Origin of the sequence: Pseudomonas hygromyciniae (genome assembly GCF_016925675.1) — a bacterium.
In the GTDB taxonomy this organism is placed as follows: domain Bacteria; phylum Pseudomonadota; class Gammaproteobacteria; order Pseudomonadales; family Pseudomonadaceae; genus Aquipseudomonas; species Aquipseudomonas hygromyciniae.
Map to the genome: position 1 here is coordinate 3,319,391 of NZ_CP070506.1, position 19,684 is coordinate 3,339,074.

At 62.9% G+C, this 19,684-nt stretch carries 16 protein-coding genes and 1 pseudogene; 11 read left to right on the top strand and 6 right to left on the bottom strand.

From position 1 onward, the window contains the following. Positions 1–27: 27 nt before the first annotated feature. The 5 genes from gspF to JTY93_RS14540 are packed head-to-tail and all read right to left on the bottom strand — an operon-like array spanning position 28 to position 6,724. The gene (gspF, locus tag JTY93_RS14520) at positions 28–1,230 is read right to left on the bottom strand and encodes a type II secretion system inner membrane protein GspF (protein ID WP_205475662.1); all 1,203 of its coding nucleotides are present in this window, start codon (positions 1,228–1,230) and stop codon (positions 28–30) included. Then, on the bottom strand, positions 1,230–2,678 hold the full coding sequence (locus JTY93_RS14525; protein WP_205475741.1) for a GspE/PulE family protein: 1,449 nt from the start codon (positions 2,676–2,678) through the stop codon (positions 1,230–1,232). The genes gspF and JTY93_RS14525 overlap by 1 nt, the downstream gene beginning before the upstream one ends. Before the next feature lie 5 nt (positions 2,679–2,683). Continuing rightward, positions 2,684–4,639, bottom strand: coding sequence for a type II secretion system secretin GspD (gene gspD / locus JTY93_RS14530; RefSeq protein WP_375373132.1), 1,956 nt, complete (start codon positions 4,637–4,639; stop codon positions 2,684–2,686). Between the two features lie 7 nt (positions 4,640–4,646). Next, on the bottom strand, positions 4,647–5,075 hold the full coding sequence (locus tag JTY93_RS14535; protein WP_240357217.1) for a pilus assembly protein PilZ: 429 nt from the start codon (positions 5,073–5,075) through the stop codon (positions 4,647–4,649). Beyond that, the gene (locus JTY93_RS14540; protein ID WP_205475663.1) at positions 5,072–6,724 is read right to left on the bottom strand and encodes a bifunctional UDP-sugar hydrolase/5'-nucleotidase; all 1,653 of its coding nucleotides are present in this window, start codon (positions 6,722–6,724) and stop codon (positions 5,072–5,074) included. The genes JTY93_RS14535 and JTY93_RS14540 overlap by 4 nt, the downstream gene beginning before the upstream one ends. Before the next feature lie 235 nt (positions 6,725–6,959). Here JTY93_RS14540 and JTY93_RS14545 point away from each other — a divergent pair, with 235 nt between their 5' ends. Beyond that, positions 6,960–8,990 carry a PhoX family protein gene (locus tag JTY93_RS14545; protein ID WP_205475664.1) on the top strand — a complete coding sequence of 677 codons (2,031 nt, stop codon included), beginning with the start codon at positions 6,960–6,962 and terminating at the stop codon, positions 8,988–8,990. Positions 8,991–10,017: 1,027 nt separating this feature from the next. Here the strand turns inward: JTY93_RS14545 and gspK are convergent. Continuing rightward, a complete protein-coding gene (gspK, locus tag JTY93_RS14550) occupies positions 10,018–10,980 on the bottom strand; it encodes a type II secretion system minor pseudopilin GspK (RefSeq protein ID WP_205475665.1) in 963 nt (320 codons plus the stop codon). A 161-nt stretch (positions 10,981–11,141) separates the two neighbouring features. Between gspK and tatA the strand changes: the two genes are divergently transcribed. The 10 genes and pseudogenes from tatA (at position 11,142) to JTY93_RS14595 (ending at position 19,684) form a co-directional block, all read left to right on the top strand. Next, complete coding sequence (gene tatA / locus JTY93_RS14555) at positions 11,142–11,357, top strand: twin-arginine translocase TatA/TatE family subunit (RefSeq protein WP_205475666.1); 216 nt, start codon at positions 11,142–11,144, stop codon at positions 11,355–11,357. After that, positions 11,357–11,524 (top strand): annotated as a pseudogene (gene tatB / locus JTY93_RS29100) (Sec-independent protein translocase protein TatB); the annotation flags it as partial. The gene tatA and the pseudogene tatB, both read left to right, overlap by 1 nt. A gap of 126 nt (positions 11,525–11,650) precedes the next feature. After that, a complete protein-coding gene (gene tatC, locus JTY93_RS14560) occupies positions 11,651–12,415 on the top strand; it encodes a twin-arginine translocase subunit TatC (RefSeq protein ID WP_205475668.1) in 765 nt (254 codons plus the stop codon). A 92-nt stretch (positions 12,416–12,507) separates the two neighbouring features. Further along, positions 12,508–13,020, top strand: a complete 513-nt coding sequence (locus tag JTY93_RS14565; protein WP_205475669.1) for a MarR family winged helix-turn-helix transcriptional regulator — start codon at positions 12,508–12,510, stop codon at positions 13,018–13,020. Between the two features lie 50 nt (positions 13,021–13,070). Then, positions 13,071–14,000, top strand: coding sequence for a GNAT family N-acetyltransferase (locus JTY93_RS14570; RefSeq protein WP_169992932.1), 930 nt, complete (start codon positions 13,071–13,073; stop codon positions 13,998–14,000). A gap of 34 nt (positions 14,001–14,034) precedes the next feature. Next, on the top strand, positions 14,035–14,901 hold the full coding sequence (locus JTY93_RS14575) for a class I SAM-dependent methyltransferase (RefSeq protein ID WP_205475670.1): 867 nt from the start codon (positions 14,035–14,037) through the stop codon (positions 14,899–14,901). After that, a complete protein-coding gene (locus JTY93_RS14580; protein WP_205475671.1) occupies positions 14,891–16,528 on the top strand; it encodes an FAD-binding oxidoreductase in 1,638 nt (545 codons plus the stop codon). The genes JTY93_RS14575 and JTY93_RS14580 overlap by 11 nt, the downstream gene beginning before the upstream one ends. Beyond that, entirely contained in the window at positions 16,525–17,289 is a 765-nt protein-coding gene (locus JTY93_RS14585; protein WP_205475672.1) for a hypothetical protein, read from the top strand. Before JTY93_RS14580 ends, JTY93_RS14585 begins: the two co-directional genes overlap by 4 nt. Before the next feature lie 19 nt (positions 17,290–17,308). After that, positions 17,309–17,950, top strand: coding sequence for a peroxiredoxin-like family protein (locus tag JTY93_RS14590; RefSeq protein ID WP_205475673.1), 642 nt, complete (start codon positions 17,309–17,311; stop codon positions 17,948–17,950). A gap of 63 nt (positions 17,951–18,013) precedes the next feature. Then, entirely contained in the window at positions 18,014–19,684 is a 1,671-nt protein-coding gene (locus JTY93_RS14595) for an NAD(P)/FAD-dependent oxidoreductase (RefSeq protein ID WP_205475674.1), read from the top strand.

Sequence of the window (19,684 nt, forward strand, 5' to 3'; positions counted from 1 at the left end):
GGCTCTCCATTTTCAAGTTCTCTATTTTCAAAGGCTAAGGCCCTGATTGAGCTGCATGATCGGCAGCAACACCGCCAGCACGATGAACAGCACCACCGCGCCCATCAGCAGAATCATCAGGGGTTCGAATAACGCCAGCAGCAGGTCGACCTGGCGCGCAAACCCACGCTCCTGGTTGTCGGCGACCCGCTCCAGCATGTCGGGCAAGGTGCCGCTGGCCTCGCCGCTGGCGACCATGTTCAATAGCATCGGCGGAAAGTGCCCGCTGGCACTGAGCGCGCGGTACAGGGTCACGCCGCCTTCGACCTGCTCACGCACGGTTTCCAGGGATTGATGAATCTGCCGGTTGCCGACCGTGGCGGTGGCCACCTCCAGGGACTCAAGCAACGGCACGCCACTGCCCAGCAAAATCGCCAGGCTGCGCGACACCCGCGCGCTTTCCAGCACCGACAACAGCACGCCGATACGTGGCAGGCGCAGGGCCAGGCCGTCACGGCGCAAGCGCCACAGCGGCCGGCGCAGTAAAACCCGCGCCCCCAGCGCCAGCAGCGAGCCCAGCCCCAGCAACCACGGGCCAAGCATCACCAGCCCTTCGCTGGCGCCGATCAGCACCCGGGTAATCAGCGGCAGGCTTTGCCCGGTATGGCTGAACTGCTCGGTGAGTTTGGGCACCACAAAGGTCATCAGGCCGATCACCACCGCCAATGACACGAGGATCAACACCGCCGGGTAGATCAACGCCGTGCGCGCCTTGTGTCGTTGTTTTTGCACTTGCTCCAAGTGCTCGGCCAGGCGCTCGAGGACCGGCGCCAATTTGCCCGAGCGCTCGCCGGCCTCGACCAGTGCGCAGTACAGCGTGTTGAACTGCCCGCCCTGGCGGCGCAGGCTCTGGGCCAGGCTCAAGCCTTCGCCGAGGGCGCCGCGCACCGCCACCAGCAAGTTGCGGATCGCCGGCTCTGCCAATTGGCGTTCCAGGGTGCCCAGGGCATCCACCAAGGGGATGCCGGCACTCAAGAGCGTGGCCAACTGACGGGTCAATTCGCACAGTTGCCCATGGTTCAAACGTTGCCCACGCGGGCTCGACAGGCTCGCGCCCTGCACCTGCAGCTCCCGGGCAAACAGGCCCTGCTCGCGCAGCAGTTGCCGGGCATGGCGCTCGCTTTCTGCCTGGATACTGGCTTTGCGGCGATTGCCGCGCAGGTCCAGCGCCTGGTAGCGATAGGTCGGCATCAGTCGCGCACCGCACGCAGGACCTGCTCCAGGCTGGTATCGCCACGGCGCAGGCAGTCGGTGGCCATGGCGGTCAGGCTCTGGCGCTTGTCGGCCAGGTATTCGTGCATGGCCGCTTCGCTGGCGCCGTCGTACAGCAGGCTGATCAAGCCGGCATCCAGGGTGATGAATTCGTAGAGGCCGATCCGCCCGTTGTAGCCACTGCCCTGGCAGTCGTCGCAGCCCTGGGGGTGAAAGCTCTGTTCGAGGGTTGCCAGTTCCGGCCACAGCTGGCGCTCGGCGGCCTGCAATGGCGCAGGCGTTGCGCAATGGCACAGGCGCCGTACTAGGCGCTGGGCCATCACGCCCTTGAGGCTGGAGGCGATCAGGAACGGTTCGATGCCCATGTCGCGCAAGCGGGTGACCGCGCCCACCGCGCTATTGGTGTGCAGCGTCGACAGTACCAAGTGCCCGGTGAGGCTGGCTTGCACGGCGATCTGCGCGGTTTCCTGGTCGCGGATTTCACCGAGCATGATCACGTCCGGATCCTGGCGCAGGATCGCCCGCAGGCCGCTGGCGAAGGTCATGCCGGCGCGGGGGTTGATCGCGGTCTGGCCGATGCCGGTGATCGCGTATTCCACCGGGTCTTCGACGGTGAGGATGTTGCACGAGCCATCGTTCAGCGCATTGAGGCTGGCATACAGCGTGGTGGTCTTGCCCGAACCGGTAGGCCCGGTGCTCAACAAAATCCCGTTGGGTCGCGACAGGCACGCACGCAGGGCCTGCTCCACCTCGGCGGGCATCCCCAGATTATTCAGGTCCAGCAGATTGGCCTGTTTATCCAACACACGCATCACCACGCGCTCGCCGTGGATGCCGGGCAAGGTCGAGACACGGATATCCACCTCGCGCCCCCCGGAGCGCAGGGTGATACGGCCGTCCTGAGGCTGGCGTTTTTCGGCGATATCCAGGCGCGCCATGACCTTGATCCGCGATACCAACATGGCCGACAAGGCCCGTGGCGGGCGCAGGATCTCGCGCAGATGGCCATCGACCCGCAGGCGCACCACCAGGCTCTGCTCGAAGGTTTCGATATGAATATCCGAGGCCCGCAGGCGCAGGCCTTCGGCGAACAGGCCGTTGATCAGGCGAATCACCGGCGCCTCGTTGTCGCTCTCCAGCAAGTCTTCGATACGCGGCAGTTCGTTGATCAGGCTGTCGAGGTCGACCTGCTCGCCGATGCCTTCGATCAACGCCGCCGTGGCTGACTCGCCAGCCTGGTACAAAGCGCCCAGGCGCAGTTCGTACTGGGCCGGGTCAAGGTGCTCGACCAGTGTCGGCAAGCCATGCACGCGCAACACTTCCTGCAAGGCGTCGGTGTCCACATCCTCGCGCAGGCACAAGGTCCAGCCCTGCGCGCCCGGCGCCCGCGCCAACCCCGCCTGGCGCGCCAGTCGGTAAGGTAACAACGTACTCACCACACGCCCTCGTCCAGGCGTTCGCGGCTGGCCGGGAACAAGCGCAGCAAGGCGTTGTTATCGGAGATTGCGGGCAATGCCAGGTTGGAGTTGACCTTGAGGTTGCGGTACTTCTCGCTGCTCAGTTGGGCCAGGGTCTCGCCGTCGCGCATGATTCGCGGGCGGATAAATACCATCAGGTTCTGCTTGGTGCGCTGGCTGGCGTTGGAGCGAAACAGCCGTCCTATCCCCGGGATGTCACCGAGCCACGGCACACGCTGGTCACTGTTCTTGGCCTCGTCGCCGATCAGCCCACCGAGCACCACCAGGCCGTTGTCTTCGACCATGACCTTGGTCTTGATCTCGCGCTTGTTGGTGATTACATCGCTGGCACCGGTGCTTTCGGCAATCGACGAGACCTCTTGCACGATGTCCAGGCGCACAGTGTTGTCGATATTGATCTGCGGCTTGATCCGCAGCTTGATCCCCACTTCCTTGCGCTCGATGGTCTGGTAGGGGTTGGTGTTGTTCTGCGTTACCGAGCCCGTCACAAAGGGCACTTCCTGGCCCACCAGGATCGACGCCTCGGCGTTGTCCAGAGTCAGCAGGGTCGGGGTCGAGAGCAGGTTGAAGCCGCTTTCGCTCTTCAGTGCGTTGAGCAGCGCAAGGAAGTTCAGCCCACCGCCGTTGAGCTTGCCAAAACCTGCGGTCGCGCCGGGCACATTGGCCAACAGCTTGCCCAGGCCAGCCGTGTCACCACTGGCAGCGGCCCCCGCCAGGCCGGCGATGCTCGTCCCGCCATTGGTAAAGTTCACCGCGCCGCCGCCAAACGAGTCACCCAAAAACAACCATTGCACCCCCAGTTCCTGGGCGCGGGTGTCGGAGACTTCGGCAATGATCGCCTCCACTACTACCTGGGCACGGCGGATATCCAGCTGTTCGACGATGGTGCGGTAGGCGGCGATTTCGCTGTCCGGGCCGACCATCACCACGGCATTGGTGCCCTCCTCCGACTCCATGCGAATCCCCGAGGCGCTGGCCGCCATCTGCTTGGGCGCGCCTTCCCCGGCCACGCCCTCGCCACCGGCGCCGGCGCCGGGGGTGTCCTGGCTCAAGCCGCGCAGCACCTTGACCACTTCGGCGGCATTGGCGTGGCGCAGGTACATCACCACGGTGTTCGACGGGCGCAAGGCATTTTGTGGCTGGTCCAATTGCTTGAGCAGCGCGCGTACACGTTGGCGGCTGTCGGCACTGCCGCGTACCAACAAGGCGTTGCTGCGCGGGTCGGCCACCACCTGCGCGCCATCGGCGCCCTGCTCGCGGGCCAGCAGGCGGGTCATCAATTGCGCGGTGTCGTTGGCGCTGGCGTTGACCAGGGGCATTACTTCCAGGGGCTCCTGGCTGACCTGGTCGAGTTGCTGCAACAGCGCGTCGATACGGTCGAGGTTGCTGCGCCAGTCGGTGATCACCAGCAAGTTGGCCGACGGGTATGGGCTGATCACCCCGACGCGAGGGTCGATCAGCGGCTTGAGGATATTGAGCATTTGTTCACTGGCGGCGTTGCGCACGCTGAATACCCGGGTGGCCATGCCGTCGTTGGCTTGCGCAACCTGGCGCGCCGACTCCACCGGCACCGGCTCCAGGCGTGCGGCCTGGTCCGGCACGATCTTCACGCTGCCATTGGGCAGGTTGACGGCGGCAAACCCCTGGGCGCGCAACTGGGCGAGGAAGATGTCGTAGATGGCCTCGCTACCGAGCATGTCCAGGCTGCGCACCGTGACCTTGCCCTTGACCCGTGGGTCGATGATGAAGGTGGTGTTGGTGATGCGCGACACGCTGTCGATAAAGTCCGTGAGTTCGGTATCGATGAAGTTCACTTCATACAAGGCCGGCGCTTCTTCGGCGCGGACCGGGTTCACGCTCAAGGCCAGGCACAATGCGCTCAGGCCCAGGCATTTATTGATCATATGCATCGTCGGTTCATTCCTTGCGCTTGAGGCCGATCACCGGGCGCTCAGTCGGCCATGGCAAGCGCTCGCGCTGCCCTTGATTGTCGAAAATCAGCCCGCGTTCATCGATGTCCTGCAAGACGATGCCCGGGGCCAGGCGCTGACCCAGGGTCAGCGTGCGTTCTTGCTGCGCAAAGCGCAGGACCAGCACCGTGGCGCGCAACGGCGTGGCCTTGAGGCTGCCCAGGTAATCGACCTTGAGCGTGGTCAACGGCAGGTCGTCGCTGGGCGCTTGGCGGGGTGTCCAATGGCTACTCAATAGGTCGGCGACTGGCGCCGGGGTCGGGTTGGACGCGATCGGCTGCGCGATCCCGTGCCACAGTTGCAGCACGCATTGCGCCGCGAGCCAGGCCACCAACGTAACCAGCAGCACGTTGAACAGGCTGCCTGCCCGGTTCAACTGACCTGGCTCCGTGGATGCCATCCTGGGTGCCCCTGCACGTAGCGCACTTCGGGCAATTGCAATGGCGCCAGTTGCCAATCCGCCGGCTGCTCGCGCAACCAACCTTCAAGGTGTTGCCACAACGGTTGCCCGGCATCGGCGGCAAAGCCCAAGCCAAAGGTGCGGCAGGTGCCCACCGGTTCGGCAAACTCACTGACCCTTTTGCCGCCAGGGCTATAGGTGACCTGCCAGGGCTGGCCGAGCCAGCGCGGCAGGTCCTGGCTGTTATCCAACAGCAGCGGCTCGCCAAACAGTTGCTCGGCGCCGTTTTCCAGGACCTGGCGCACCTGCTGCGCCGGTACATCGACCACCGGCGCCGGGTAGCTCGCGCTGAGGCTGATCAAGTGTTCGCGGGTAATCATCTGGCCGCGCGCCAAGGGGCTGTCATAGCGCAGCCCCGGCAGCAGCACCGCGCTCTTGGGCTCGCGGGCCAGGGCCTGGTGCAACAGGCGATCCCAACTGCCGCCGCGCACATCGCGGCGCCAGAGGTTTTCCGGGGCTTTGGCCAGGGGTTGGTCGAGCCAGGCCGCGTGGGCTGCGCGCTGTTGTTGCAGGCGCGGTTGCAGACGCTGGGCGTGGGCCTGGGCGCTAGCGTCCAACGCACTGGCCTGGGCCGGAAAAAAGCGTGCATCAAACCGCCATTGCCCCGCCTGCGCCTGGCAACGGATGCGAAACGCGCCGCTGGCCCGGGTCCCACCCAGCACCACCGGTACACGTTTGCCGGAACTCTGCAGGATCTCCACCGGCTGCGGCCACAGGTCCTGGCCACGGGCGCACAGCATCAAGTCCACCTGGCTCAGGCGCTCCGCCAGCCAGAACCCCGGCCCGGTGCCGACATCAGCCAGGGCCACCACCAGGTCGGCTTCTTCACGGGCTTGGGTGAGCACCGGTTGCAGGCTGTGCAACCATTGTTTCAAGGAGGCTTGCTGGTCCCGCGCATAAGGGTCGGTGATGCCAACCACGGCAATCCGCACACCGCCACGGCGGAACACCTGCATCCCCGGGGTGGCCAGGCGTTGCGCACTGGCGTTGGCCAAGCCGGCGCCCAGCACCGGATGACCGAATTGCTGATAGAGGCCCTGGCATTGTTCGGGCCATAGCACCCGCTCATCGCTGCTGACCCGTACCTCACTGCCAAGCAACTGACTGCCCTGGACCCCGGACAGGCCACGGGTCAGGTAAGCCAGGCCGCTGCCGTTCCAGCACTGGCCGTTTTCCAGGGTCAGGCTACTCTCATGCCCGGCTTCATCACGCAGGCGTTGCAGCACCGCGCCGAGTACCGCATAGCCGCCGGTTTGTACGCTGTCACTTAAGGAGGCATCCAGCAGGCCGTCCAACTGGCTGCCATCGGCTTGGCGAAAACGCGCATTGGGCCCGGTGATCCACGGCGCTTGGCCGATCCGTGTCGCCGGCCCCAGGCGTGTGGCGGGTACCACCGGGCGACCTGGCAGGCGTGCATCAAGGGTGTCGGCGATATACAGCAGGTCGACCGGCTGGCTGTCCGCAGGACCCGCCGCAGCCCCCAGGCTAGAGCAGCCGGCCAGCCACGGCGCACAGGCGCCCAGCGTCATCCATCCCAATACATCGCGCCGCACCATTGAAGCCATTGTTCTCTCACCCTAGGGCTAACTCTGCTTTAAGGGCGGCATAGTGGGGGTCAATTAATGACGGTTTAATGTCAGTTTTTTTAACAGGAGTGAAATATGCTTCCTTGTAACAAAAGGAAATAAAAAGAAATACAATTAAATACATTTTTTAACAAAACCGACCGCGAATCATCACATTCGACTCTTAGAGTTCGGGCTCCTTTCAAAAATCGTGATCTACAAAGGACCTGATGAAATGAGTCGAGAGACTGGCGACAACCAGAATCGCAACCTGAGCCTCAATGAGCCGATGGAATCGGTACTCACTGCCTACCTGAGCCGCCGCAGTGTGGTACGGGGCGGGCTCGGCGCCGCGATCGCCATGATTGCCGGCACCGGCCTGACGGGCTGCTTTGACAGCGGCGGCGGTTCAGACAACGACACGCCTACCCAGCCGCCAAAACCTGCGCTGAAGCTAGGCTTCAACTCGATCCCAGGCTCACTCACCGATGCCTGCACCGTGGCCGCCGGCTACACCGCCCACGTGCTGGCCCCGTGGGGCACGCCGCTGAACAGCAACGCGGCCCCGTGGAAAAGCGACGGCAGCAACACCGCCACCGACCAGGCCAACTCGGTGGGCATGCACCATGACGGCATGCACTTCTTCCCCATCAATGGCAGCTCCACTGATGGCTTGCTGGCCATCAACCACGAATACATCGACGCGCAAGCCTTGCACCCGGCTGGCCCAACCCTGGTTGGTGGTGTGCGTCCGGTTGAAGAAGTGCGCAAAGAGATCAACGCCCACGGCGCCGGTGTGATGCGCATCACCAAGGTCAATGGCCGTTGGCAGGTGATGGAAAACGACCCGCTGAACCGTCGTTTCACCACCGCCACCGTCATGGACCTGGCGGGCCCGATGAAAGGGACCGATCACGTAAAAACCAAATTCTCACCGACCGGCACCCAGACCCGCGGCACCAACAATAACTGTGGTAACGGCTACACCCCGTGGGGCACCTACCTGACCTGCGAAGAAAACTGGCCAGGGATTTTCGTCAATAAAAGTGGCGCCCGCCCGGCAGACCAGGTGCGCATCGGCGTGGGTACCGGCAACGGCAACTATCGCTGGGAAAGTGTCGCGGGTGACCCGAGCGAAGTGAACGGCGAGTTCAGCCGCTTCAACGTGACCCCAAGCGGCGCCACCGCGACCGACGATTACCGCAACGAAGCCAGCACCTACGGCTACATCGTCGAGATCGACCCGTACAACGCCTCGACCCGTGCGGTGAAACGCACCGCACTCGGGCGCTTCCGCCACGAAGGTTGCTGGCCGGGCCTGACCACCGCTGGCAAGCCAGTGGTGTTCTACAGCGGCGACGACTCGCAAAACGAGTACCTCTACAAATTCGTCTCCACCGCGTTGTGGGACCCGGCAGACGCCAACCCCAGCGATCGCCTGGCCACCGGCGCCAAGTACATGGACAGCGGCAAACTCTACGTGGCGCGCTTCAACGCCGATGGCAGCGGCAACTGGCTGCTGCTGGACGTGGCCACCAGCACCACCGATGGCAGCACCCTGGGCGCGAAGTTCACCGACCTGCCGGGGATCATCCTCAACACCCGTGGCGCGGCCGACGCCCTGGGCGCCACGCCGATGGACCGCCCGGAGTGGACCTCGGTCAACCCACTCAATGGCGACGTCTACCTGACGCTCACCAACAACACCAGCCGCACGGTGGCCAACCCCGCCAACCCACGGGTGAACAACAAACACGGGCACATCATTCGCTGGCATGACGCCGATAACCAGGTGTCGTTCACCTGGGACATCTTTGTGTTTGGCGCCAACGCTGCTGGCAGCCCGGACCTCAACCGCTCCGGCCTGACCACCCTGAACCAGTTCGCCAGCCCGGACGGCATGACCTTCGACAGCCGTGGCGTGATGTGGATCCAGACCGACAACGGCGAAAAAACCCTGACCGACTACACCAACGACCAGATGCTGGTGGTGATCCCCACCAACATGGTCGACGCCCAGGGCAAGCAAGTACCGGTCAACGCCCAGAACCAGACCGACCTGCGCCGCTTCTTCGTCGGGCCTAATGGTTCGGAAGTGACTGGGGTGACTTTCACACCAGACAACAAGACGGTGTTCGTCAACATCCAGCACCCGGAAAACTGGCCGTCGACCACGGTTGCCACGGACGTCACGGTTGGGACTGTGCGTCCACGTGCATCCACGGTGGTGATCCAGCGGGCCGATGGGGGGGAATTGGCGATCTGATCAGAGTGCAGGAGCCGACCTGGTTCCTGCTTCACTGTTCTGGTGGGAGCTTTCGAGCCCCGGTGAGGCTGCGATGACGCGGTAATTGCCAGCATTGATGCTGACTGACCTACCGCTTTCGCAGCCTCGCCGGGGCTCGACAGCTCCCACATTTGTTTTGTGGTGCAGGCAAACCCCGCAACGGGCAACACTGCATGCGGGAGAGCGTTTTGGGCGCCCCCCATTTAAATGTGGGAGCTGGCTTAGCTCTTTGATGGTTCTTGGGGGTGTGTACATATCCGTTGCTGCGGTTATGGCCGCCTAGGGTTCCGCCCTGACGGCGGGTCACTTTCGAAGAGCGCGAAAGTAACCAAAGCGCTCTTGCCCCACCACTCGGCACCTCGCCTAGGCTCGGTGTGCCCGTAATCCGACATTGTTTTGGGGGGCCGCCGCGATGGGCCATCCATGGCCCAGCGCGGCTAAACCGGCGTCCTGCCGGTTTACCCCCCAAATCAATATCGGATTACGGCCAGCGTGGTTTAACGGGGCGCCTAAGATCAAAATCACAAGCAGAGCGAGGCGGCCTGACAGCCGACCTGATCGGTGAGGCTTACGCGTATACCTGTGGGACTGGCTTGCCTGCTCCCACAGGGGAATGCAGCTCCGCGCTCTGGCTTTGTTGTTGCTGTTGCTCTGCTTTTGATCTTGGGCGCCCCGTCAAACCACGATGGCCGCAGGCAGGTATTGCGCAGTGGGCACCCCGGCAGGATGCCGGGGTAGCCGCGACACGGCCATGGATGGCCGATCGCGGCGGGCCCACGGAGCAATGCCTGACTGCGGGCATGCCGAGCCTAGGCGAGGCACCGAGTGGTGGGGCAAGAGCGTTTTGCTTACTTTTGCGCTCTACAAAAGTGAGCCGCTGTAAGAGCGGAACCTTAAGTGGCCATGACCGCAGCAACGGATATGTACACAACCCCAAAAACCATCAAAGAGTTCTATGGAATCTAGCCACCGCCATCGCGGGCAAGCCCGCCCACATTGTTTACCGCTACGGCAACGGCTCCCGCGAGCGCAACAGCATGCCCTGCGCCGGCACCCGCGCATGCCATTTCACCACGCCCAGGGCTTCGACACGGTACTGGCTGCGAAAGCGCTGGCCATCCAGGTCAACCTCCAGTTGCAACAGGAAGTGGTCACCGTTGAGCTGCAATCCTTCGCTCAGTTGCTCGAACATCGCATCATCCATCGCTCCCAGGGCCTGGCGCAGTTCGCCCGCATCACGATAGCCCCCAGCCGGGCGCGCGCTGATCAGCCGGGTCAGCACCGAACGCGATACCTCGCCCTCGTACAACGCATCCAGCAGCGGCAGCATCTCCAGATTCAGCGCATTGGCGTTCAGCCGCCAGCCTGCAGTCTCGTCCAGGCTGCATAACTGCGGATAGCGCACAGCACGGAGCGCGTCGGGCACCGCCAGCAGGTTCAGCTCGCTGATATCGCGCATGCGTTGATTGGCCGCCAGGCGCGGGGGTGATTGACGCAGGTATTCGTTGCTTTCGGCACCTTGCAGGCGGGTCTGCTGGTCCGCGTCAAGCCAGTCGGCCAGGGTCTGGACCAAGCGCTCGGCGGCCATATCGGCTCCCAGCAAATGCACCAGTTGGCGCTGGGCACGTTCGGCTTCGGGGCCGATCAGGGCGTTGACGTTGAAGCAGGTGTGCAGGTCGCGAATCTGGATGCTTGCCTTGCCACCCTTGAAGTCATAAGCCAACGGTTGCCCGCGCATGGCCTGCCAGAATAATGGGCTGGCGCGCCACAACGGGTCTTGCAGGGCCTGTTCGGTAAAGGCCAGTGCCGCCCGTTCGATCGCCCGCGCCTGTACGCGCTGCTGCACCAAACGCACGCTATCGACCTGCTGGCGCCCCTGTTCGACCATCCAGGCCATACCGCCCGCGAGCATGGCCAGGGCCACCAGCACCATCAACAACGCCGCACCCTGCTGCCGCTTCTTGTCCATTGCCCCGCCGCCTTTTATGTAGAACCTGGCGACAGTCAACACACCGGATGTTTCAACCAGGTGGCAGGCTCACACAATTCCCGCAAAAACGTCACCGCAGCGTCATAAAGCCTCGGCAAACTGCGCCTTCATATTTCAAATCAATGGCTTGGAGTGTCGATATGGGTGGTATAGGGATTTGGCAACTGGTCATCGTGCTGCTGATCGTGGTGATGCTGTTCGGTACCCGGCGCCTCAAGGGCCTGGGCAGCGATGTGGGTGAGGCCATCAAGGGCTTTCGTTCATCCATGGGCAACGAACCCGGCGCCCAGGCGGCAGAAAAGACCAGCCTTGAGGTGCAAGCCGAGCCTCAGCGATCTGCAGACAGCAAACACTGATGTTCGATATCGGTTTTAGCGAACTGCTGCTGGTGGGCCTGGTGGCCCTGCTGGTGTTGGGCCCCGAGCGCCTGCCGATTGCCGCGCGCAATGCCGGGCTGTGGCTGGGCCGGGCCAAGCGGGCGATGAATACGCTCAAGGCCCAGGTCACTCAGGAACTGGACCACGAACACCTGTTGCAGAGCATCGATCAGCAACCCTTGCGGCAACTGGAACAGCAACTGCGCGACGGCATCCGCCTGGACGCTGCACCGCCGCCAGAAACCACCCCTTCCCCAGGACAACCTGCCCCCATGAGCGACCTGCCCTTGCCTGCCCCGCGCCTGTCGGTGACCGGCCACCTGACCCGGTTGCGCTCGCGCCTGGTGCGCTGCGTTCTGGCGATCCTCGTGGTGTTTTGCGCGCTGTTCCCCTTTGCCCAGCAGCTCTACAGCTTCGTCTCCCAACCCCTGCGCGATTTTTTGCCCAGCGGCGCAACCATGATCGCCACCGGAGTGACCTCGCCGTTTCTGGCGCCGCTCAAGTTGACCATGATGATCGCCCTGTTCATCAGCATGCCGCTGTTGCTGCACCAGGCCTGGGGCATGATTGCGCCGGCAGTGTACCGCCAGGAACGCCGCACCGCCGCCTGGTTGCTGGCCGCCAGTGTGGTGCTGTTTTACGCGGGCATGGCGTTTGCGTTTTTCCTGGTGTTCCCGATGATGTTCGGCTTCTTTACCAGCGTGACTCCAGACGGCGTGGCGATGATGACCGATATCGCCCTGTACCTGGATTTCATCCTCGCGCTGTTGCTGGCATTCGGCCTGGCGTTCGAAATCCCGGTGGCCACCTTTCTGGTGATCTGGGCCGGGATCACGGACGTGCAGACCCTGCAAAAAAGCCGGCCGTATGTGATCGTCGGCTGCTTTGTGGTGGGCATGCTGCTGACCCCACCGGACGTGTTTTCGCAAACCATGCTGGCGGTGCCGATGTGGATTCTGTTTGAGCTTGGGTTGTTGGCCAGCCGGTCCGTGAGCAAGCCGCGCACAGAGGCGCCGGAGCCTGATACGGCGGGCTGATTACGCTGTCCCCCAGGGCGCACTGACAGCGGCGCGCCTCGCCAAATAAACAAAATGTTGACTTAGTAAGGCGCCAAGATAAACTGCGCCTTATGAATATTTTAGAGAACAAACACCACATCATGCTGCGCGAGCTTGATGGGGTGCCAGCCGAGGTCAGGGACAGTGTCAAGCTGTGCTTCGAGCTGCTGTCGGCCGCGGCCGCGATCAATCGTGTGTGTGCCATCCGCCTGGCCCGCTACAACCTGTCGGAGGGCCGCTTCGTCATCATGCTCACCCTCAAGAGCGCCGGCGGGAAGCTGTCGCCCCTGGAGTTGGCGACACGTCTGTCGATTACCACCGGCACCGTCACCGGCTTGCTCGATGGCTTGCAGGGCGACGGGTTTATCAAGCGCAAGACCGACCCGACCGACCGACGCAAGCTGATCATCACGCTAACTGCCGACGGCAAGCGCGTGGTCGATGAGGTGTTTGCCGAACACACCGATTGGATCAGCGCCATCATCCAGGGCTTGAGCCTTGAGCAGCGCCAGGCGTTGTCCGAGTCGATCTATTGCATCTCGGCCAGCCACGCGCTGTCCCAGCAACTGCCGGATGAGCATTAGGCCCGGGGTTCAATTGCTTCAATCGCGGTAGTCACACAAGGAGGTGTTTGATGCTGCACAGTCAACGAGTGATGACCAATTTCGGCAGGAAGCCACGTATTCACAGCGGCGTCGATGTCATCCGCCACAGCGTGGTTTCCCTGGAACGCTACATCCCACCCACGCTTTACCGGCGCTTGTTTATCAAGCGTATCGCCCGTCATCCCCTGGCCATCGAAGGCTTTGAGTTTCGCCCGGTGCAAAGCCTGTTCGAACTGGAAGAGGCCTTGCGCCTGGTCAACGACAGCTATGCACGGCGCGGTATCTCCACGGTGTGCCGGGCCGGCATGCGCTTTTCGGCGTTCCACTTGTTGCCGGGCACCACCACCTTTGTGGCGATCAAGGATCAACAGATCGTCGGCACCGTCTCGTTGATCGAAGATTCCATGCTCGGTTTGCCCCTGGAAGAAGTCCATGGCAACGAGGTCGTCATGCAACGCCTGGCCGGCGGCCGGCTGGCAGAGGTCGGCACCCTGGCGGTGGCCGCAGGTTACCGGGGCAAAGGGGTGCCCTTGATGCTCTACAACGCGATGTTTCGCTGGGCCATGCATTTTCGCGGGGTACAGCGGCTGCTGATCGCCGTGCATCCACGGGCGGGTGCGTTTTATCGCAATGTATTGTTCTTCTCCCCCATGGGCCGGGTGCAGCCCTACACCAAGCTAAACAACGCCCTGTCGCTGCCCTTGTGTTTGGATCTGGGCAACGCGCCGGCAATTTTCCAGCAGGCCTATCAGCGACCTGCCCTAGGGTTTGCCGTCGAAGGCCAGCGCACGCATTTCTTCGATTTTTTCTGCCGCAGTGACTACGCCCATATCCGCCTGCCCGCCACCGGCAGCGTACGCCGCTGGGACGCACAAGAAGTGCTGACCCATATGGCCCGCTGTGGCGTGCATGGCCGAAACCTGTCGCCACGGGTCCAGCGAGCACTGGCCCTGGCGTAAGCACGTTCAAACGTCATTTCATGGAGGAAGCAGTATGGACAGCGGATTGCTGCGCGCGATATTCAGGGAAATAACGATCAAGCAACCGTTCGAGCGCATTCCCGAACCGGCCTTGGTCATGGAAGAACAGCAGAGTGTGGCGTCTTATGCCGACAGTGCCGCCCAGGGCCAGGCGTTGTCCGGCACCCACCTTTATCACTGTGCGCAGATGTGCGCGCTGATCAAGCCCGGCGACGTGGTGCTGGACATCGGCTGCGGCCCGGCAGCCCTGTTGCTGCAAGTCGCACGGCTCAACCCACGGGCCGAATTCATCGGAATGGACCTGTCGCAGAATATGCTCGAGGTGGCGCGTGAAGCGTGTCACCAACAAGGCATCGACAACGTACAGCTGATTGAAGATGACATGACCCGGCTCAGCATGATCGCTGACCGCAGCGTGGATGTGGTGATCTCGTCGATGGCCCTGCATCACCTGGAAAACCTCGGCCAGCTGGAAGGCACTTTTCGCAATATCTCCCGGGTACTGCGCAATGACCGGGCGATTTACCTGAATGACTTCGGGCGCCTGAAAAGCATCGAGTCCGTCGACTACTTTGTCCAGCGTGCCAGCGACGGCGCGGACGCGGATACCCTGCTGGACTATCGCAACTCACTGCTCGCGGCATTCTCGCTGGAAGAGTTCCAGACCCTGGCCGCCAGTTACCTGGGCCCGTGTGCCAAGGTCTACAGCACCGCGTTCAGCCCGTTGATGATGGTGATTCGCACGCCCAAGCGGCGCTGCGTGAAAGTAATGAAGCCTGAGTTCCGCCGCCGCTACAGCGCGCTGCCCGCCAGTCGCCAGGCGGATGTGAACCAGTTGCGCCTGTTCCTGCGCCTGGGAGGCCTGGCCAGTGCCTTTTGAACCCGCCCACCTGGCACTTGCCCAGCAGCAGTGGCGCGAGGTACTCGGTGACGCGGGGGTGCGCATCGACCCCGCCAGCCTTGAGCGCTTCGGGCAAGACACCATGTGCTCCCCCGCGTATGCCAGGGTAGTGATTGCGCCACGCTCCACCGAGCAAGTGTCGGCGTGCATGGAGATCGCGCGGCGCTATGGGGTTGCCGTGCATCCGATCAGCACCGGACACAACTGGGGCTACGGCAGCGCCTCGACCACCGACGCCCACTGTGTGTTGATGGACTTGTCCGGGATGGACCGGATTCTGGGGTTCGATGAAGAACTGTCGGTAGTGACCCTCGAGCCAGGGGTGACCCAGGGCGACCTCGCCCGCTATCTACAGGAACACAACCTGCCGTGGCTGACACCCGTCACCGGCGCGGGCCCGACCTGCAGCGTGCTGGGCAATGCACTGGAGCGCGGTTTTGGCATCACCCCCCATACCGATCACTTTCAGGCGGTACTCGGCATCGAAGCGGTGCTGGCCGACGGGACGCTGTACCGCTCGCCAATGGCCCTGGGGGTCACCGCGCCCTGCTTCAAATGGGGTGTGGGGCCGTACCTGGACGGCCTGTTCAGCCAAAGCGGGCTGGGCGTGGTGACGCAAATGTCGATTGCCCTGGTGCGCAAGCCAGAAGTTATCCAGCCGTTCTACTTCTGGGTGGATGAAGAACAAGGGCTGGAAGCAGCCTTGGCAGGTATCAAGCGCATGCTGGACCTGGCCCCCGGGCAGATCGGCGGCATCAACCTGATGAACCGTACGCGGCTGTTGACCATGGCCAGTGAGGACGCCCAGGTGGTGGGCCTGAGTGAAGCGCAGCAACGGGCCGCCGCCGATGCCCTGGGCCTGCCCGCGTGGATGGGCGTGGGTTCGATCTATTGCCAGAAGGCCCAGCACGCCCCGCTCAAACGCATGATCAGCCATGAACTTGAGGCTTTCGCCAGCAAATCGCTGTTCAAGACCCGGGGTCAATTGACTGCGGCACGACGCCTGCTGGGCCATCTGCCCGGCGGCTGGTCGCGGCGCTGGCAGCGGACCCTGGACAAAATGCTGCAAGGCATCGACCTGATGGAAGGCCAACCCAGCGAAGTGGCCCTGCCGTTGGCCTACACCGCCGGCGCCAAGCCGCTGCCCGATGCGCCCTTGAACCCTGCGCGAGATAACTGCGGGCTGATCTGGTACGCCCCGATCCTGCCGCTGAAGATCCAAGAAGTCGCCGACTTTGTGCGCGCCATGGAACGTCGGTGCCGCCAGCAGCAAATGCCTTGCCCGGTGACGCTGACCAGCCTGTCGAGCCGTGCCATCGACTGCACTGTGCCACTGCTGTTCGACCGTGCCGATACCCAGGCATCGAACCGCGCCCATGAGTGCTATCGCCAGCTGTTCGCCCACGGCAAGGTTCAGGGCGTATTGCCGTATCGCGTGCCCACCCGCTTCATGCACTTGTTGACCGACTCCCAGGGGCCTGCCTGGCAGCTTGGGGCGCGGATCAAGACCGCACTGGATCCGGACAACCTGCTTTCACCGGGGCGCTACTGCGCCGCAAACCCAACGCCTGACCAGGCCATGACCGCGTCGGTGGTATCGATATGAGTGAAGAACGCAAAGACCTGATTGACCAGGGCCGCCTGGCCACTCGCAATCTGGGCGAATGCCTGGCCGTTGACCAGGTAGCACTGGCAACGGCCCTTGGCGCACAGTTGGAGCCGTCCCTGGCGCAAACACTTTACAGCGCAGCCCAGGCCGGCCAGGCCCTGGGCATTTCCAAGAAAGTCGCCGCCCTGGGCCTTGCACTGGGGCAATGGCTGGAAAGCGCCGCCCTGCCCCTACGCGAGCAGACCTGGGGCCTGCTGCTGGAGCATCCGTCGGACACCGTGCGCAGTTGGGCGGCCTTTGCCAATGCCTATTGCCAACGCAACAGCGAACTGGAACAGGCTTTGCTGAGCCAGTTCCGGTTCGCCACCGACCCACATTTTGGCGTGCGCGAATGGGCCTGGATTGCCTTGCGACCGCTGCTGGTCCAGGACCTGACGGGCGCGCTGGAACTGCTCCGCCGCCATGCCCGCAGCGATGACCCGCTGATCCGCCGTTTCTGCGTTGAAATCCTGCGCCCGCGTGGGGTCTGGTGTGAACACATCGCTTCGCTCAAAACCGAACCGCAGATGGCCGAACCGTTGCTGATTGCCATGCTCGATGAAACCGACAAATACGCCCAGGACTCGGTGGCCAACTGGATCAACGACGCCAGCAAGACCCGCCCGGAATGGGTGCAGCAGTTGTTCGAGCGTCACCCACCCAGCGGCAAGGCCGCCACCAGGATTTTTACCCGGGCTACCCGCAGCCTTTCTCAATAGACGTGAACAGGAGTCACCCATGTCGCTCAAGGACAAGCTACAAACCGTCAAGGACCAGATGGCCCAGCTGCCTACCGAAGTCCTGCACAAGTTCCAGGCATCGCTACAGACGCTGCTCGACAGCCATTTGGGCGACAAGGCCCTGAAGGCCAGCGACAAGGCGCCCCTGGCGGTGCTCAAGGACGCTGACGAACAGGCGGTAGACCTGCGCCAGTTGCTGGATAAAGGCCCATTGGTGCTGGTGTTCTACCGAGGCCTGTGGTGCCCCTTCTGCGGCCAGGCGTTGACCGCCTACCAGCAGATGGTCGCGGACCTGGCCGCCTCGGGCGCCACCTTGGTGGCGGTGTCGCCACAAACGCCTGAGTTCTCGCGCAAGACCCGCGAGGCCCTCGGCATCAAATACCTGTTGCTCAGCGATGCCGACAACCAACTGGCGCGCCAGTACGGCATCGTATTCAAGCTCGAAGACGAACTGGCTGAGGTCTACCGCTCCCTGGGCGCCGACCTCGAGCTGTTCAACGGCTCCGACGCCCTGACCTTGCCCATGGCCAGCGCCTTTGTGATCGGCCAGGACGGGCTGATCCGCGCCGCCTTCGTCAACGTGGACTACTCGCAACGGGTAGAGCCAGAGCAATTGATCACGGCCGCCAGCCGCGCATAAACGGCAACCCTCGCCGAAGGCAGCCACGCCTTTGGCGAACCCACTTGTTCAGGGACTGACGACATGAAACGAATCGCAATCATGGGGGCCGGTGTAGCCGGTCACCTGGCCGCGCTGTACTTCAAAAAAAGGCTACCGGGTGTCGAAGTCATCCTGATCGGGCGCCCGGACCGCAAGCGCCCGATCGTCGGCGAGTCCACGGTCGAGTTGACCACCCACTTCTTCAAGGGCCTGGGGCTGGGGCGCCTGCTGGAAGAAAAGCACTACCACAAGTACGGCCTGACCTATTACCTGAAGCTGCGCAACAACCCCGAGTGCCGCAACTACGTGGTGCACGAGGCGCCGGGCGTGATCCGCATGCCGGCCTACAACCTCAACCGCTTCAGCTTCGACAAGGACCTGCGCCAGATTGTCGGTGATCACCAGGTACACATGATTGAGGCCGATGTCACCGCCGTCGACCTCAATGCCGGTGAGCACGCCACCCACCTGCTGACCCTGCGCAGCGCCGCCGATGAGCAACAGCAACTGACCGCCGATTGGGTGGTGGACGCCACTGGCCGTAATCGCTTCATGGCAAAAAAACTCAAGCTGCACAAAGAGGCGACTTACCAGCGCAGTACCTTCTGGCTCAGGCTCAAGGACTTTGACCGCAGCATCTTGTCCAGCATCACCGCGCACAAGGACAAGCATCACTGCTACGACCCGTACTACGTGACTCACCATTTTTATGGCAAGGGCTACTGGATCTGGATGATCCCGATGCGCAGCGATGACGGCAACGAGATGATCAGCATCGGCATCACCTACCGGCCGGACATGATCGAGCAGAAAATCAGCACCCTGGAGGCCTTCAAGGAAAAGGTCATGGCCGACCATCCGGTGATTACCGAGTTGATCGAGTCGGGCCAACTGGTCGATACCCAGGCCATGCACAACTACATGTACGAGGCGCGGCAATACTACTCGACCGAAGGCTGGTTCCTGCTGGGCGACGCGGCGTTTACCTTCGACCCGGCCAACAGCGCCGGGCTGGCCTATGTGGCGCAGCAGATCCCACAAGTCGCGGCAATGATCGAGAAGGATATCCACGGCAGCCTGACGCCCGCCTACGTCAATTGCCTGGAGTCGCACATCCAGGCGCAACTGGCCCTGCAGGACACCTGGAGCAAGTGGTACGAGGTGATGGACGACCCGTTCATGATGGGCTGGACCCTGCTGTTCGCCAACATGGCGTACTTCCATGTGGTGCTACCGATGTACATGACCGGGGATTTTCTCGATGGTCATCAGGCCCAGCAGTTTGCTGACCTACTGCCGCGCTACACCCGCGAGATGCAACCCTCGCCCCTGCCGTTTGCCTGCCTGCTGCAAGAGATCCGCCGCTCCAACCCGGGCTTGAGCCCGACGATGATGCCCAACCTCTACTCGCGCACCATCAACTTCGACCTGTACAAGGCGGAAAACCGCGCACGACCGATCTACGCGTCCAACTACTACTTGCGTTCGGCCTTGCTAAGGGTGCGGCTGATGAAAATGGTCAAGTGGTCGCTGTCCGCGCGTCACCTCACGTTGTTGCTGCGCCATGGCTGTGGCGCCGTGCAGGACCTGGCTCGGGCTGCGGTCCTGCGTCTGCGCCCTTCTCTGTTCTACAAATATGGCGAGTCGCCAGAGCTGCTCAAGTCGCCGTTCGGCAAGGAAGGTGGCTTCCTCGATCTGGTACGTCGCGGATGA